Origin of the sequence: Galbibacter kalidii, from assembly GCF_026241135.1 — a bacterium.
GTDB lineage: Bacteria > Bacteroidota > Bacteroidia > Flavobacteriales > Flavobacteriaceae > Galbibacter.
On record NZ_JAPFGA010000017.1, the window covers coordinates 68,999 to 84,476 of the forward strand.

16 protein-coding genes and 1 pseudogene are annotated in these 15,478 nt (G+C 38.1%); 13 read left to right on the forward strand and 4 right to left on the reverse strand.

Going from position 1 to position 15,478, the window contains the following annotated elements:
• Positions 1-31: 31 nt before the first annotated feature.
• The 5 genes and pseudogenes from OOZ15_RS16150 to OOZ15_RS16170 all read left to right on the forward strand — a co-directional run bounded on the left by OOZ15_RS16150 (position 32) and on the right by OOZ15_RS16170 (position 4,099).
• Positions 32-1,567, forward strand: a pseudogene (locus OOZ15_RS16150) (YifB family Mg chelatase-like AAA ATPase).
• Between the two features lie 80 nt (positions 1,568-1,647).
• On the forward strand, positions 1,648-2,403 hold the full coding sequence (pxpA, locus tag OOZ15_RS16155; RefSeq protein ID WP_265957475.1) for a 5-oxoprolinase subunit PxpA: 756 nt from the start codon (positions 1,648-1,650) through the stop codon (positions 2,401-2,403).
• Positions 2,396-3,130: a 5-oxoprolinase subunit PxpB gene (pxpB, locus tag OOZ15_RS16160; protein ID WP_265957476.1), complete on the forward strand. Its 735-nt coding sequence runs from the start codon at positions 2,396-2,398 to the stop codon at positions 3,128-3,130. Before pxpA ends, pxpB begins: the two co-directional genes overlap by 8 nt.
• A complete protein-coding gene (locus OOZ15_RS16165) occupies positions 3,114-3,962 on the forward strand; it encodes a 5-oxoprolinase subunit C family protein (RefSeq protein WP_265957477.1) in 849 nt (282 codons plus the stop codon). Before pxpB ends, OOZ15_RS16165 begins: the two co-directional genes overlap by 17 nt.
• 2 nt (positions 3,963-3,964) lie before the next feature.
• Positions 3,965-4,099 carry a hypothetical protein gene (locus OOZ15_RS16170; RefSeq protein ID WP_265957478.1) on the forward strand — a complete coding sequence of 45 codons (135 nt, stop codon included), beginning with the start codon at positions 3,965-3,967 and terminating at the stop codon, positions 4,097-4,099.
• 221 nt (positions 4,100-4,320) lie between these two features.
• On the opposite strand, the gene OOZ15_RS16175 is transcribed toward OOZ15_RS16170, so the two are convergent.
• From OOZ15_RS16175 to OOZ15_RS16185, 3 genes are all read right to left on the reverse strand, one after another.
• Positions 4,321-4,896 (reverse strand): hypothetical protein, encoded by a 576-nt coding sequence (locus OOZ15_RS16175; RefSeq protein ID WP_265957479.1) that lies wholly within the window; start codon positions 4,894-4,896, stop codon positions 4,321-4,323.
• Positions 4,897-5,039: 143 nt separating this feature from the next.
• A complete protein-coding gene (locus OOZ15_RS16180; protein ID WP_265957480.1) occupies positions 5,040-6,065 on the reverse strand; it encodes an alpha/beta hydrolase in 1,026 nt (341 codons plus the stop codon).
• Positions 6,066-6,243: 178 nt separating this feature from the next.
• Positions 6,244-7,068, reverse strand: coding sequence for an N-acetylmuramidase family protein (locus OOZ15_RS16185; protein ID WP_265957481.1), 825 nt, complete (start codon positions 7,066-7,068; stop codon positions 6,244-6,246).
• A gap of 282 nt (positions 7,069-7,350) precedes the next feature.
• On the opposite strand from OOZ15_RS16185, the gene OOZ15_RS16190 reads away from it, so the two are divergent.
• The 8 genes from OOZ15_RS16190 to OOZ15_RS16225 all read left to right on the forward strand — a co-directional run bounded on the left by OOZ15_RS16190 (position 7,351) and on the right by OOZ15_RS16225 (position 14,790).
• Positions 7,351-7,983, forward strand: a complete 633-nt coding sequence (locus OOZ15_RS16190) for a hypothetical protein (protein ID WP_265957482.1) — start codon at positions 7,351-7,353, stop codon at positions 7,981-7,983.
• A 14-nt stretch (positions 7,984-7,997) separates the two neighbouring features.
• Positions 7,998-8,720, forward strand: a complete 723-nt coding sequence (locus OOZ15_RS16195; RefSeq protein WP_265957483.1) for a hypothetical protein — start codon at positions 7,998-8,000, stop codon at positions 8,718-8,720.
• A 257-nt stretch (positions 8,721-8,977) separates the two neighbouring features.
• The gene (locus OOZ15_RS16200; protein WP_265957484.1) at positions 8,978-9,358 is read left to right on the forward strand and encodes a hypothetical protein; all 381 of its coding nucleotides are present in this window, start codon (positions 8,978-8,980) and stop codon (positions 9,356-9,358) included.
• Between the two features lie 517 nt (positions 9,359-9,875).
• Positions 9,876-10,070, forward strand: a complete 195-nt coding sequence (locus OOZ15_RS16205) for a hypothetical protein (protein ID WP_265957485.1) — start codon at positions 9,876-9,878, stop codon at positions 10,068-10,070.
• A gap of 815 nt (positions 10,071-10,885) precedes the next feature.
• Positions 10,886-11,602, forward strand: a complete 717-nt coding sequence (locus OOZ15_RS16210) for a hypothetical protein (protein WP_265957486.1) — start codon at positions 10,886-10,888, stop codon at positions 11,600-11,602.
• Positions 11,603-11,836: 234 nt separating this feature from the next.
• Positions 11,837-12,823, forward strand: a complete 987-nt coding sequence (pfkA, locus tag OOZ15_RS16215; RefSeq protein WP_265957487.1) for a 6-phosphofructokinase — start codon at positions 11,837-11,839, stop codon at positions 12,821-12,823.
• 42 nt (positions 12,824-12,865) lie between these two features.
• Positions 12,866-13,867: a type I glyceraldehyde-3-phosphate dehydrogenase gene (gap, locus tag OOZ15_RS16220; protein ID WP_265957488.1), complete on the forward strand. Its 1,002-nt coding sequence runs from the start codon at positions 12,866-12,868 to the stop codon at positions 13,865-13,867.
• A gap of 65 nt (positions 13,868-13,932) precedes the next feature.
• Positions 13,933-14,790 carry an N-acetylglucosamine kinase gene (locus OOZ15_RS16225; RefSeq protein WP_265957489.1) on the forward strand — a complete coding sequence of 286 codons (858 nt, stop codon included), beginning with the start codon at positions 13,933-13,935 and terminating at the stop codon, positions 14,788-14,790.
• A 224-nt stretch (positions 14,791-15,014) separates the two neighbouring features.
• Here OOZ15_RS16225 and OOZ15_RS16230 read toward each other — a convergent pair whose 3' ends face one another.
• Positions 15,015-15,395: a RidA family protein gene (locus tag OOZ15_RS16230; protein WP_265957490.1), complete on the reverse strand. Its 381-nt coding sequence runs from the start codon at positions 15,393-15,395 to the stop codon at positions 15,015-15,017.
• Between the last annotated feature and the right edge of the window lie 83 nt (positions 15,396-15,478).

Below are 15,478 nucleotides of genomic sequence, written 5' to 3' on the forward strand. Positions count from 1 at the left end.
TGCTATATTTAGCCTGTAAATAAGAGAATACATGTTAAAAAAAGTTTTCGGGAGTGCTATTTTCGGGATAGAAGCCACTACCATTACCGTTGAAGTCAATATAGATAAAGGAGTAGGATATCACTTGGTCGGATTGCCCGACAATGCCATTAAGGAAAGTAATTTTCGGATTGCTTCGGCCTTACAGAACAACGGGTACAAGATTCCCGGAAAAAAGATCACGATCAACATGGCACCCGCCGATATGCGAAAAGAAGGTTCTGCCTACGACCTGACCTTGGCAATAGGGATTTTGACTGCTTCGGGGCAGATAAAAGATGAAGGTTTGGAGGATTACCTGATCATGGGGGAACTCTCGTTGGACGGAACACTACAACCTATCAAAGGAACTTTACCGATAGCGATCAACGCCAAAGAAGAAGGGTTTAAAGGTTTTATCTTGCCTTATGAAAATGCCAAGGAAGCTGCCATTGTTGAAGGCATCGAAGTGTATGGGGTGAAGAATATTAAGGAAGTGATTGATTTTTTTGACGGAAAAGCGCCCTTGGAACGCATGGAGGTCGATATCCAAAAGGAATTCTATAAAACCCTCAATTTCCCCGAATTTGATTTCGCCGATGTAAAAGGACAGGAAAGCATAAAACGGAGTATGGAGATCGCTGCCGCTGGCGGACATAACATTATCCTTATCGGACCTCCCGGAGCGGGAAAAACCATGTTGGCGAAGCGTTTACCCTCCATTTTGCCACCCATGACGATGAACGAAGCCTTGGAAACGACAAAGATTCATTCCGTTGCAGGAAGGGTTACGAGCAACGGAATCATGAACTAACGACCGTTCCGAAGTCCGCATCATACCATTTCTGATGTCGCTCTTGTGGGTGGCGGAGCCTATCCGCAACCGGGAGAAATATCCATGTCACACAATGGCGTATTGTTTTTGGACGAATTACCGGAATTTAAACGCAGTGTTTTAGAAGTAATGAGACAGCCCCTGGAAGACAGGGAAGTGACTATTTCCAGAGCAAGGTTTACAGTAACCTATCCATCCAGTTTTATGCTGGTAGCTAGTATGAATCCGAGTCCGGGTGGTTATTTCAATGACCCTGACGCTCCGGTGACTTCCTCTCCGGCAGAGATGCAACGCTATCTGAGTAAAGTTTCAGGGCCTTTATTGGACAGGATCGATATTCATATTGAAGTGACCCCTGTTCCTTTTGAAAAGCTATCGGATGAAAGGAAAGGGGAGAGTAGCGTGGTCATCCGTGAGCGGGTGAGCAAAGCCCGTGAAATCCAAACACAGCGTTTTGAAGGCTTGCCGAATATCCATTACAACGCACAGATGAACACCAAACAAATACGGGAATATTGTAAACTCGACGAGGCTTCTAAATCATTGCTCAAAAATGCGATGGAGCGTTTACAGCTTTCCGCTAGGGCTTATGACCGTATCCTGAAAGTAGCCCGCACCATAGCCGATCTGGAAAACGAAACCGATATCACAGGCACACATATCAGTGAAGCGATCCAATACCGAAGTCTGGATAGGGATGGCTGGTTGGGGTAAATTTTTTAATTATTATTTAGTTGATCGCTAAACTTATGGTATCTTTATTCTGCGAATTTTCATACTAATGGAGATTAAATATGCATATTTTGTTAGGGGCAAAGAAAACACAACAGATTGATATCAATTGCGATTTAGGGGAAGGCACCTCCAATGAAAGTGAGCTGATGCCGTATATTCAATCGTGTAACATTGCTTGTGGAGGTCATGCCGGTGATGAAAGCACGATGAAGGAAGTAGTCAAACTGGCTGTAAAACATCAGGTGAAAATAGGAGCGCATCCTTCATATCCCGATCGGGAAAACTTCGGAAGGAAATCCATATCCATTTCAGCAGAAAAATTAATAAGCAGTATTCAAGAGCAAATACAACTTATGGATGGGGTGTTAGGCGGATTTTCAGCTAAGCTTCATCACATTAAACCCCACGGTGCTTTGTACAACGACATAGCAAAAGACGAAAAAAGGGCTGCTGTTTTCCTTCAAGCGATCAGAAATTATAAAGAAAAAGTGGCGCTTTATGTACCGTACAATTCCGTTATTGCCAAAAAGGCAAAAGGAGAAGGCTTTTCCATTATTTATGAAGCTTTTGCTGATCGAAGCTACAATCCTGACCTTTCTTTGGTTGCCCGAAGTAAACCTAATGCTGTTTTAACCGATGTGGATGCCATCCTGAAACAGGTTTTGAGTGTGGCAAAAGAAGGTCGCGTTACTGCGGTTGATGGAAGCACTGTTCCTATAAAAGCGGATACATTTTGTGTGCATTCCGATACAGAAAATGCAACGGATATCGTTAAATACCTTTACAATCAACTTCATATCACGACTCTTGGATAAATTTAAACTGGAATATCGTCCCTATGGAGATAAGGCTTTGTTGATCGAATGGCCAAGAACGGTGAACGAGGAAGTGCTGAACGACATCCTTAAATTCAAAAATCTAATTGGGAAGCACCTAAAAGGTTTTGAACTGATTCCATCCTACAATTCACTGGCGTTGATTGCCCGAAAACCCATTGACCATAAAAAATTAAAGGCTGAACTGAAAACCCTGTACAAGGACAATCGTGTGGTGAACCTTGTGCAACGGAAGTTGTGGCATATCCCAGTCTGTTATGACAATTCGTTTGGGATTGATATGGAGGCTTTTTCATTGGCAAAGAAAATGAGTGTCGAACGGATTATCGAGTTGCATACAGAACCACTTTACACCATTTATTGCATTGGTTTTTTACCCGGATTTATGTATTTGGGCGGACTGAACGAAGCCTTGTACCAACCACGACGTACTGAACCACGCCTGAAGATTCCACAGGGATCAGTGGGTATCGGAGGAAAGCAAACAGGGGTTTATCCGCAAGAATCCCCCGGAGGATGGAATATTATCGGAAATTCTCCTGTAAAAGTGTTCAATCCCGAGAACGAAGACCCTTGCGGGGTGAGTGTAGGCGATAAAATAAAGTTTTATCCCATAGACAAGGCAACACACGAACTCATCACCATTCAGGTGGATGCTAAGATATTTCATCTTGAAACATACGAATTGGATGATACAAGTAAATAAACCCGGTTTATATTCTACCATACAAGATGCCGGCAGATTTGGATACAGGGACAAAGGTGTTCCCATTAGCGGTGCTATGGATCAATTTTCAGCGGCCTATGCCAATGCACTGTTGAGGAATGAAAAAAGTGCAGCAGTCATGGAAATTACCATGATGGGACCGGAGCTTGTTTTTGATGGGCCTGTACGGATTGCTATCAGTGGTGCTGACATGTCACCACAGATCAATGGGAAAGCGATTCAGAATAACGAAGTGTATGAACTTAAAAAAGAGGATGTACTGAGTTTTGGTAAGCTGAAAGGTAGAATTCGTGCTTATTTGGCGGTGGAAGGCGGATTCAACACAGAGCAGGTCATGGGCAGCAGGTCTTGGTATGTGCCTATAACGGAACACTCACATCTCACTACCGGATATTCCTTGGAGATTGGTAAAAAACCTAGAGCTAATCGTAAAACTAAAACAAAAAATTTGCCTTCGGAATTTAATTTTGATCAAAAAGAACTGGAAGTTTATAAGGCTCCGGAATTCAATCTACTTACAGGAAAACAAAAACAGCAAGTGCTCAATGGAATTTTTAATGTAGCCAAGGAGAATAACCGCATGGCCTATCAGTTAAAACAACAAATTTTGCCACATAAATATTCCATATTGACCTCTGCAACCCTACCGGGAACAGTACAATTCACACCCTCGGGTAAGCTCATTATTTTGATGAAAGATGCCCAAACCACAGGAGGTTACCCACGGATCTTACAACTGACAGATAAAGCGATTGCGTTACTGGCACAAAAACGAACCGGGGAGGAGGTAAGGTTTTCTTTAATAACGTAAGGTTGGATATAGTAAAGGAATCGACCTATGATAAATCTCTTGAAAATCAAGGCAGCAGTAGGGATTGGGATGAAAAATTGTTTGAGCTTGCGAGTTTTTTTTCATCCGTGGCTGGGGATGCCGTAGCATTTTCTTAGGGATTTACCACCAGTCTTGATTTTTTGGTTCGTTTTTGTTTCAAGACAAAAATGAACAGAGCATAAATCAGGGGTTTAATTTATGAAATAATAAAAATGTTTAAATCAAATCACCCTCTAATAACAAATGCGAAGAAATGTATTTTATACCCCGCTAGGAGCGCAATATTTATAAAAAGGTGATGTTTAATAAAGCCCGGCTGGCTAAATATTAATCGAATTTATTTCATCGATATATTTTCCTGATGCACCTCTTCAGAAAGAATCAATAAAATATCATCGGTGCTGATGTATTTGGAAACCAATTTGGCTTGCTTTTTAAAATTGTCATGATTTAAAAGCAATCGCCATAATGCATGAATAAAATCAGAAAAATTGGTGCCTTTATGATATTGAATCATGTTGCTGTCATAGGCTTGTGAAACCAATTCTTTTATGATGTTCCTCGATTTATTGATCTTACACTCAATGGGTTTCATGGCGTTGTTAACGGTTTGTGTTATGGTTGGAATAAGAGCCAAGGCGGTCTCCAATTGATATTTTTTTTGCGGGATACGTTGATCCAATGCTGTGCGGGAAGCCAACAATTTCACGCGATAACCGGCAATGTCGGTAAATTCGGAAATCTGGTTTCTCCTAAAAATATCTTCTATGTCTTTTAAAAAATTATACAATTCATCGGATGCACTAATGTCTTCGTTTTCGATAAGTAGTTTTATCTTTCCTACTGAATCACTGGTCTTGGAGTTTATCCGATTGTAAACATCTAAATAGGAAATCATATCTATGTTTTTCATCAAGCTTTTTGTTTATAGCTAAAATGAAGTAAATAAATTGAATATAAAAGGGGAAAAATCCCCAGAATTATGTTGAAGTCCGAAGTCTGAAGTCAGGAGTTTCTATCTTCCGACTTCCGTCTTCGGACTCCCGACTTCCTTTCCTATTCAAAAACCAAATTTTCCGAGAAGAAAGGCAACACCTTAGTCCTGATACGTTCGGCTATACGGTTGAGGTGGTCTCCTTCATAACTTTCGTATTGGTGGGGTATTTGGTAAGCCTCCAGCAATTCGTGAAGCTTTTTGGTAGATTGACTGATGCCTTCATCCTGCAATCCGGCATCCATGCCAATCCCTTTGAGTTTTTTTAGGTTGAGGATGTACTGGTCAACAATATTCAGTATGCGGTTGGCCGCTATTTTATTGGCAATATCATCTCGTATTTCACCATCTGCAAAAGGCAAGTCCAAGTAAAGCGGTGGATTCTTAGGATTGGGGGCAAATGCAGCCGAAGTAGCCAGGGCGGCTATTTCAAAAAAAGAAGCTTCATCCAACTTGTCCAGGGTATTGAAGGATGCTATCTTATCCATCAATTCTTCGTTAGCAATCACCCCGCCATCCATACAGCACGGACTCAACATATAAATAGACGAAAACACATCCGGATATTTCATGCCAAGGCGAATGGTTCCGTAGCCACCCATAGAATGTCCCGACAATCCGCGGCTTTCTATATTGGGCAGTGTACGGTAATTATTATCTATATAAGCTACTAATTCTTTGGTGACAAAGGTTTCCCAATCGCCTATGGTAGCTGAGCTGGCATACATACTTCCCCTAAATTTGTTATAGGCATTAGGCATTACCACTATGATCTCTTTGGAAAGCCCTTCGGAAATGGCTTGTTCTATTACCTGCTGCAAGTTGATCCAATGGTCTTCCCACCCAAACCATTGGGAATCGGTATCAGTAAAACCGTGGAGCATATAAAGCACCGGATAATGGCGGTTTGGGTTGGATTGATATGAAGGTGGCATATAGACCGTTACATCCCTGTCAGCTTCATCACCAATAAGGTTGCCTTCCAGGGCTGTACTATGTACTTTAATGCGTTCTTTGGTTCCTTTTTGGGCTTGGGTAAATCCTGTTCCCAACAAAATTATGGTAATAAGAAGTAAAACTTTTTGCATTGTAATGATGTTTTTGGTTAGCTTACTGAAGTGATTTAACACTAAAGATACAATTACTTTTGTAATGGTTCATATTTGGAAATAAACAAATCCCAAGCACCAAATTCCAAAAGCTACATTCTACCTGCTCTGCAAATGTCTCCTGACTTTGCGGCAAGCTTCCGTCACCCGTCATCGGTCACCCGTGATACTTCAAATACGCTTTTTCCAAACGCTCATCATAGTGGTTCTTTTTATACGACGAACCGTTGTAGGCGCGGGCAAAGCGTTTCCAATCTTTTTTCTGTAAGGAATCGATAAGCTTGTTGACTTTCAGGTATCTTCCAAAGGCAATGAGGTGTTCGCGTTCGTGCTCTTGCATGCGGTTTACAAAATCATCGATAGATTCATACCCCAGCGATTCGTAATGATACCCCATGATCTGAAAAACGCCCCAAGAAGCAGAAGCATGTGCGGCTTCGTGAAAAGCAGCGGTGTTTTTAATGCTTGTTGCATCATTTAGACGTGTGTATTCACCTTCTCCTCCCACATAGTGTTTTCTGGTCCATTTTTTATAGAGTACATGAGCGGTTTCTTTAGATTGGTATTTCTTCGGATCGACATTTCTTTTTTTCAACTGCCGCCAAAAGATATGGCCTTCAAAAAGTATTTTAGCCTTTCCGGAAATCAAAAAACCACTTCCGTGGCTTTCCACTTCATTAACGGCTTTGACCACCGCCAGTTCGAGATCGAAGGTTTTGGCAAAATCGAGAAGGTCTTTTTCGGCAAGGAGTTTATCAGTATGGTCGAGCAATTCTTTTTTAAGGGCGAGCAATTTACTCCACGTCTTTATCCCTACAATACCGTCTATAACTAGGTTGTTTGTCCTTTGGAAATCACGCACGGCGGCATCGGTATCTTTTCCGAAGTACTTTGAGATTATAACATTGTACCCTAGTTTATTTAAGATCTGTTCCAATAAATAAACGGTCTGTCCATAGGATCTGTATTTTAAGGTTTTCATGGTTGATGGTTAAGGATTTGATTAAAATGATAGAACTTCTAAACTAAATATAGCAGTTTCTTGTGCATTTTATTGCTGTAATGGATTGTTTTTCATCGAATTAACATGTGATTACTTCGAAAACTTGAGGGGAAAATCCCCTTTTATTCTGCAAGGGTTGATTTCTAATCATCTAATAATAAATGCATTACATCGAATAAGCAGTTAAATGTCTGATTCTGAGTGTTAAAATAGTAAAATTTTGTCTTATCTTGGAATCTCTTAATCAAATCAACTAAAAAAATGAAAAGACTTTATTCCAACCTATTAAAAATTAGCGGGTTATTATTATTTGTATTATTGTTAAACTCTTGTAATAATGAGCCTAATACAATCAGGTTTGACCCGGTGGACATCTCTAAAAAGAAGCTGAATCCTGAAAAAGCTTCTAAGTTGAGCAAACATTTTGTAAAAGATATTGAAGAGCTTTTTGCCAAGGCTGATTCTCTTGAGTATTACAAACAGATGATCGCGAAAATGCGTGAAGGAAACAACATGACAAAGCAAGAACCCCAAAAATTCACCAGAAAATCGCCTAAGTTTAACCTTTCGATTTCCAGTTGGTATTCTACTGATGAATTGTTGAGTTATATTAAAAGATCAAAAGATTCTGTAAAAGCAATGGGCGGGGAAGTAGATGGTTTCCGTATCTATATCGGGGTGTTCCCGGAAAATGATGAGAGAAAACCTAATACTTTGGCAACTTTTATCACGCCAACCGGTTTTATACCGGATTCCACACAGAAAGCAGAAGGAAGTATCCTGCCTAATTTTGTAAAACCATATTATGCTGTATCCCCGGATATTACTGAGGTTGATGCAATGGAGTATGGTACAACTGGGGAACCTCCAAAAGCAACATATCCTCAACAGTAATGATAAGGTAAAAGATGGCCGATTTTGATTTTTATTTTAAACGATCGATATTTTTGTTTGAATTAACGGCATTTATTATCGGCCTTATTTGTTACGGTACATATAAAACTACCCCAAATAAGATTATTATTTATTTTTTGGTAATAACGCTGTTAAATGAAATTATTGGGTTAATTCCTATTATAGTATGGAAATTTCCTGAAAGTTCAATTGCCGGTTTTTTAGAAGCACATCTGCCAGACATTTTGGTTAGAAATAATATCTGGATTGCTAGTATACATTCGATTCTGTCTTTTTATATATTTCTAATTTATTTCAGGGAATTGTCTAAAAGAGAAAATTCAAGACTTAGAATGTTCAATTGGCTGTTGGTTATCTATACGGTTTCTGTAGTTTATGACCTTATTCATTATAAAACATTATACATAAAATTAGGAGATACTCATAGGATTGTAGGAGCCTTATGTTCTTTGATAGCAGCATTGTTATATATGAAGATAATGTTGAAAAGCGACCGAATTATTATGTTTTATAAACAATTATCGTTTTGGATCATGGTTGGTATTATCTTTTTTAATTTGGTGACCATGCCTATTTTTATTTTTGCAGATCAACTCGGTTTTAGCGGTCCGGTTTATAATTATGTACTCGTATTTTCATGCTATATTATGTATGGCTGTTTTATCGTAGGGTTTATTGTTCATGCAAGGCAGTGGCATCCCCCTCCGGTTCAGTGAAACGTTACAATTTCCTTCCCTTAAGGGAGACTGGGAGGGGATAAGCTCTAAATTCCAATACACAAACCAAAAACCTATACATTCCTGATTAGAGTTGACCGGTTTTCAAAACTGTACTTTTAATCTCGTATTTTCACCATCAATTCCCAATAAAAAATTTATGCTCATTACGTAGAAAATGTTATATTCGCGAGGAAAGAAGAATTCAGGGGCTCAGGATTCAAGAAATAACTAATAACCGACAACTAGATATAAAAATGCCAAAACCTGCAAAATGCATTTCGCCAAAGAAGGCGAAGAAACTACAAGAAAAGTATATTAAAACCATTGAAAAAGCGCTAAAAAAGGAATTTGGCAAAGAACAATGCCGTGATTTTTGGTGGCCTTTGGAAGAGATTGAAGAGTATATCGCTTATGTAAAAAGCGAGACTAAAGACAAAGACTATAAAAACTTGGGACTTCGTTTTTTCCTCGGGAAATATGAAGACGATGAAAATGATGGTAGCGCCACTATGTTTATAGCTCCTACCGGAACTAAGGAAACAGCGATTTCGGCTATGAAGGTAGGTACTGAAACCATTGAGGAAGTTGACCCTTTAAACATGAATCAAGGAGGATGGCCTCCTAAAGACTATTGATTTGTTTGTAGATTTTTACAGAGATTTAATCTTTTATCTGCAAATATTAGCAGCTATTGTTGCTTCAATAACATATGGAAAATACCGGCATACACCCTGCCGGTATTTTTTGTTCTTATTGTGGCTTACCGTATTTGTTGAAACCCTTGGTTTACTACGGTTTTATAACTATTATCATCCGGAACATCCCATAATGGTGTTTTTTAAGAATATATTGGGCGAGAGTAGGGTGGATTCCAATTTTTGGCTCTACAATATATTTAATCCGATTTCCTACTTGATTTATTTTATATTTTTTTATAATTTCCTAAGACAGTTGTATAAAAAGTGGGTTGTAACTATAATCCTGTTATTTGTATTAATCGTATTCTTTTTTGTCTTGGATGATTCCACTTCCTTTAATAAAAGAATGTTTTCAGAAATATATATAGCTGGAGCATTATTTTATTTGACATGTTACTGTTTATATTTTTATGAACTCCTACAGAGCAATGTGGTGTTAAAGCTTCATAAATCATTGCCTTTTTGGATTGCTACCGGAGCTTTGGTCTTTAATCTAATGACCATTCCCATATTTGTATTTTCTGAACAACTTAATTATTCGCATCAATATTACAGAGGGATATTAAATATTTCCAATATTGTACTCTACGGTTGTTTTATCATCGGGTTTATCATCAATGCGAGAAATCAGAAAATAACCCAACCTTGAATTTTCTTTGTAAGTTTAACCTCAGAGTTAGTTCCCCTAAATACTATTGAACGTAATGGAATATTTAAGGTTTAGTATTCACTTTTTAATAATCTTAACCGTTGTAATTGCGATTATAACGTATAAAAAATACCGATTAACACCGAATCGGTATTTTTTATATTATTTGTTGATTACATTGCTTACAGAAATATTAGGATTCATACCTTATATTTATCTCTATCACCCGGAATCTATATATGCAGGCTTTTTAAAGGCCATATTCCCTAAAAAGCTTTTAAATGTTAACTACTGGATATACAATTTGTTCAGGATATATACATTTGGCTTTTATATTTTTTATTATTTTAAACTGGTCAAAGAGAAGTTCAGTAAGCATTCTTTATATGGCTTAGGGATTTTATATGGACTTTTTGTGTTCATTGATTTTTATTTTAACCATGAAAATTTTGTCACACAAAATTTTATGATAGTAAGAATTTCAGGTTCAATTATATTGTTATTGTCCATCATCATTTATTGTAGGGAGATTTTTAGAACTAATCAGATATTATATTTACATAAGAGACTGTCTTATTGGATTTCCGGCGGTTCTTTGTTTTATTTTTTGGTAACGATTCCTATTTTTCTGTTTGCTAAGCAATTAGATATATCTAGAGGAATTTATTTATTTATATTGTTGGTTTCAAACTTTGTACACTACGGTTGTTTTATCACCGGGTTTATCATCAATGCGAGAAATCAGAAAATAACCCAACCTTGAATTTTCTTTGTAAGTTTAACCATAGAGTTAGTTCCCCTAAATACTATATGATTTGTTTGTAGACTTTTACAGAGATTTAATTTTTTATCTGGAAATATTGGCAGCCATTGTGGCCACCATAACCTTTAAAAAATATAAACATACGCCCTGTCGTTATTTTTTATTTTTATTGTGGTTGACCGTGTTTGTGGAAACCTTGGGTTTGTTGCGGTTTTATAACTATTACTATCCGGAACACCCTGTAATGATGTTTTTCAGGAATATATTGGGAGAGAGCAGGGTAGCATCCAATTTTTGGATCTATAATATATTTATTCCGGTATCCTATTTGACTTATTTTGTCTTTTTTTATGCTTTCCTAAAACAGATATATAAAAAATGGGTTTTAGCTATATTGATATTATATGTGTTAGTGGTTGCTTTTTCAGTTTTATACCGTATAAATTCTTTTAATGAGGGGTATTTGTCAGAAATCGATATTGCAGGGGCATTATTTTATTTGGTATGTTACTGTTTGTATTTTTATGAACTTTTGCATAGTAATGAGGTGTTAAAACTCTACAAGTCATTACCTTTTTGGATTCTTACAGGAGCTTTGATCTTTAATTTGACAACCATACCTATATTTGTGTTTTCAGAGCAGCTTAATTATTCAAATCATTACAGGGTAGTATTAAATATTTCCAATATCGTTCTCTATGGTTGTTTTATAACCGGGTTTATCATCAATGCGAGAAACCTGAAAAACCTTAAAATCACTAACCTTTAATATAAAACAATCATCCCCATTTAGTCTTGGAGCATCCTCATTCAGTTTTGGAGTTCCAACTCCCAACTCCTGACTTCCGACTTAAAAAAAGCAATCGATGTAAAAAAAATTAATGTATTTGTTAGGAATTTAATAACGAAAACGATTGAATCTTTCATTATTGTATTTTTAGGGCAAAGAATATAAGAAAATTGAAAATTCTTTGGTAGTTTTACCGTCCAAATAAAAAAATTAATGTCTGCTAAGATTAAAAAGATAGGAGTTATGACGTCCGGTGGTGATGCACCGGGAATGAATGCCGCTATTAGATCGGTGGTGAGAACATGTGCATATCACAATATAGAATGTGTAGGTATCTATAGAGGATACCAAGGGCTTATTGAAGGGGAAATGAAGGAGTTGAATGCCCGTAGTGTGAGAAACATCATCAATAGGGGAGGGACTATCCTTAAATCAGCACGATCAAAAGAATTCAGAACGAAAGAAGGTAGACAAAAAGCCCATGAGAATTTAGTAAAGAACGATATCGAGGCTTTGGTCCTCATTGGTGGTGACGGAACATTTACCGGGGGGATGATCTTTAACGAAGAGTTTGGTTATCCCGTTATCGGAATTCCTGGAACCATCGACAACGATATCTACGGAACCATGTCTACCCTGGGGTATGATACGGCCTTAAACACGGTTGTAGAGGCTATTGACAGGATCCGCGATACGGCCAGTTCCCATGATCGCTTGTTCTTTGTTGAGGTAATGGGACGGGATGCCGGACATATTGCCTTGAACGTAGGGGTAGGTGCCGGAGCCGAAGAAATATTGATTCCTGAAGAAAATTTAGGTCTCGAAAGACTTTTAGAATCTCTGGAACACAGTAGGACAACAGGAAAAACTTCCAGTATCGTTGTGGTTGCTGAAGGGGATAAATCAGGAAAGAACGTGTTTGAACTGGCTGAATATGTAGAGGAAAACCTTCCGAATTACGATATTCGTGTTTCCGTTCTCGGTCACATGCAGCGCGGGGGATCACCTTCTTGCTACGACAGGGTACTCGCCAGTAGAATGGGAGTGAAAGCCGTTGAAACCCTACTCGAAGGGAAGTCCAATTATATGGTGGGAGTCATCAAAGATGAAATCATCCTTACACCATTGGATCTTGCAGTAAAAGGAAAATCAGAGATCGATAAGGAACTTATTCGGGTTTCAGAGATCATGTCAACATAAAAATTAAAAACAGATAATTAATAAATTAAAACTTAGAATAACATGTCAACAGTAAAGATTGGAATAAACGGTTTTGGACGTATTGGACGATTGGTGTTTAGAGCTACGGTAAAAAGGCCAAATGTAGAAGTAGTTGCGATCAACGACTTATTGGATGTAGAACATTTAGCTTATTTATTGGAGTACGATTCTGTACACGGTAAATTTGACGGAACGGTTGAGGTAAAGGACGGAAATTTGGTAGTAGACGGAAAAACCGTAAGAATTACTGCTGAAAGAGACCCTAAAAATTTGAAATGGGACGCAGTAGGAGCTGATGTCGTTGCAGAATGTACTGGGATCTTCACCACTTTGGATACAGCACAGTTTCATATTGATGCAGGTGCTAAAAAAGTAGTGATCTCTGCACCTTCTAAAGACGCTCCGATGTTCGTAATGGGAGTAAACCACAATGAAGTAAAAGCTTCAGATAAGATCGTATCAAACGCTTCTTGTACAACTAACTGTTTGGCACCACTTGCAAAAGTATTGGATGACAACTTCGGAATCGAAGAAGGTTTAATGACAACGGTACACGCTACTACAGCAACACAATTGACTGTTGATGGTCCTTCAAAAAAGGATTACAGAGGTGGACGTAGTGCTATGCTGAACATTATCCCGGCTTCAACAGGGGCTGCAAAAGCAGTAACCAAAGTAATTCCTGCATTGGTAGGAAAACTAACAGGAATGGCTTTTAGAGTACCAACAGCTGATGTTTCTGTGGTAGATCTTACTGTGAGATTGGAAAAAGAAACTTCTTACGAAGAAATCAAAAAAGTAATGCAATCTGCATCTGAGAACGAACTAAAAGGAATATTGGGTTATACCGATGAAGCAGTGGTTTCTCAAGATTTTGTAGGAGAAACTTGTACCAGTGTTTTTGATGCCGGAGCAGGAATCGAATTGAACTCTAAGTTCTTCAAAGTGGTTTCATGGTATGACAATGAAACCGGATACTCAAACAAATTGGTAGACTTGGCACAGCACATTGCCGCATTGTAATTTTTTTGAATACGGAACCGGATTCCTGTGTTTGAGCAGGAACTCTTAACTTAAATTAAAACTAAATGATTTTAATTGTAGATAGCGGTGCAACAAAATCAGATTGGATCGCATTGGATGAAGATGGGGATAAGCTGTTTATTACCAAAACCTTAGGACTTAGTCCGGAAGTGTTGAGTAGGGAGATTATAGATGAACGCCTTACAAACAACTTTGAGTTGTATAAACACCGTAAGGAGGTTACTCAGCTATATTTCTATGGTGCAGGTGCGGGAACAGAACGGATGAGGAAATTCTTGAAGGATATTTTCACCGATTATTTCACCAATGCAAAAATAACGGTCAAAGAAGATACATATGCAGCTATCTATGCAACTGTAAGCCCCGATGAACAGGCAATTGTCTGTATCTTGGGAACAGGTTCCAATTGTAGTTATTGGGATGGAAAGGAACTTTTTCAGAAGGTAACTTCCTTAGGGTATATTTTAATGGACGATTGTAGTGGAAATTATTTCGGAAGACAATTGATAAGAGATTATTATTACCATAAGATCCCGGAAAAACTGGCTGTGAAATTCGCTAGCGAGTATGACCTGGAAGAAGACAGTGTAAAAAATCATTTGTACAAACAACCAAACCCGAACACTTATCTGGCGACCTTTGCCCGTTTTGTTATTCAGAACAAGGACGAGGAATACAGTCAGAAACTGATAAGAAAAGGGATGCAGTTGTTTATCGATAACTCCATAACCCAATACGAACAAGCCAAAGAGGTGCCGATTCATTTTATAGGTAGTATTGCTTACTATTTACAGGATGAATTGAAGGAGATATTGGCAGAAAACGGACTTAGTTTGGGGAAAGTGTTAAGAAGACCTATTGATGGTCTGGTCGATTATCACAAATCGATTTTGTTTGAGTAGAGAGCGTTTTGAAATAGAATAAATAAAAAAGGAGCTTTGATTTAAAGCTCCTTTTTTGTGTTTTATGCTTTTAGGTCGAGTGCCTTCTAAAAAGTAATGTAAATTGGATATTGTCAGGTTGAGCGCAGTCGAAACCTATTAATTTCTGTTGGTTATATAGTTCTCGACTGCGCTCGAACTGACATAAAACAATCTTTTAGCTCCTCCCTTTTTTTGTATTCTATCTACCCAACCGCGATCATCGATATTTCCACATTTACATTTTTGGGCAGGCAGGCAACTTCCACAGTTTCCCTGGCCGGAGCGGTAACTTCATCAAAATAAGAACCGTAAATACTGTTTATCTTGGCAAAATCGTTCATATCGTTTAAGAAAATCGAACTCTTTACCACATTTTCAAAGCTCATACCTGCGGCTTCCAGCACAGCACTTAGATTTTTCATCACCTGTTTGGCTTCTTCTTCAACACCACCGGTCAACAATGTTCCTGTTTCTGGGTCGATAGCTATTTGTCCGGAGATGTACAAACTACCATTGGCCAAAACAGCTTGATTATAGGGCCCTAACGGAGCCGGAGCCTTATCGGTGTTTATAATTTTCTTCATCAATTAAAAGTTTTAGAATTTAAAAAAGGAAAGTTAATCAATTACCAATAATTTTGATACTCTTCACTGGAATTTTGTTTAGG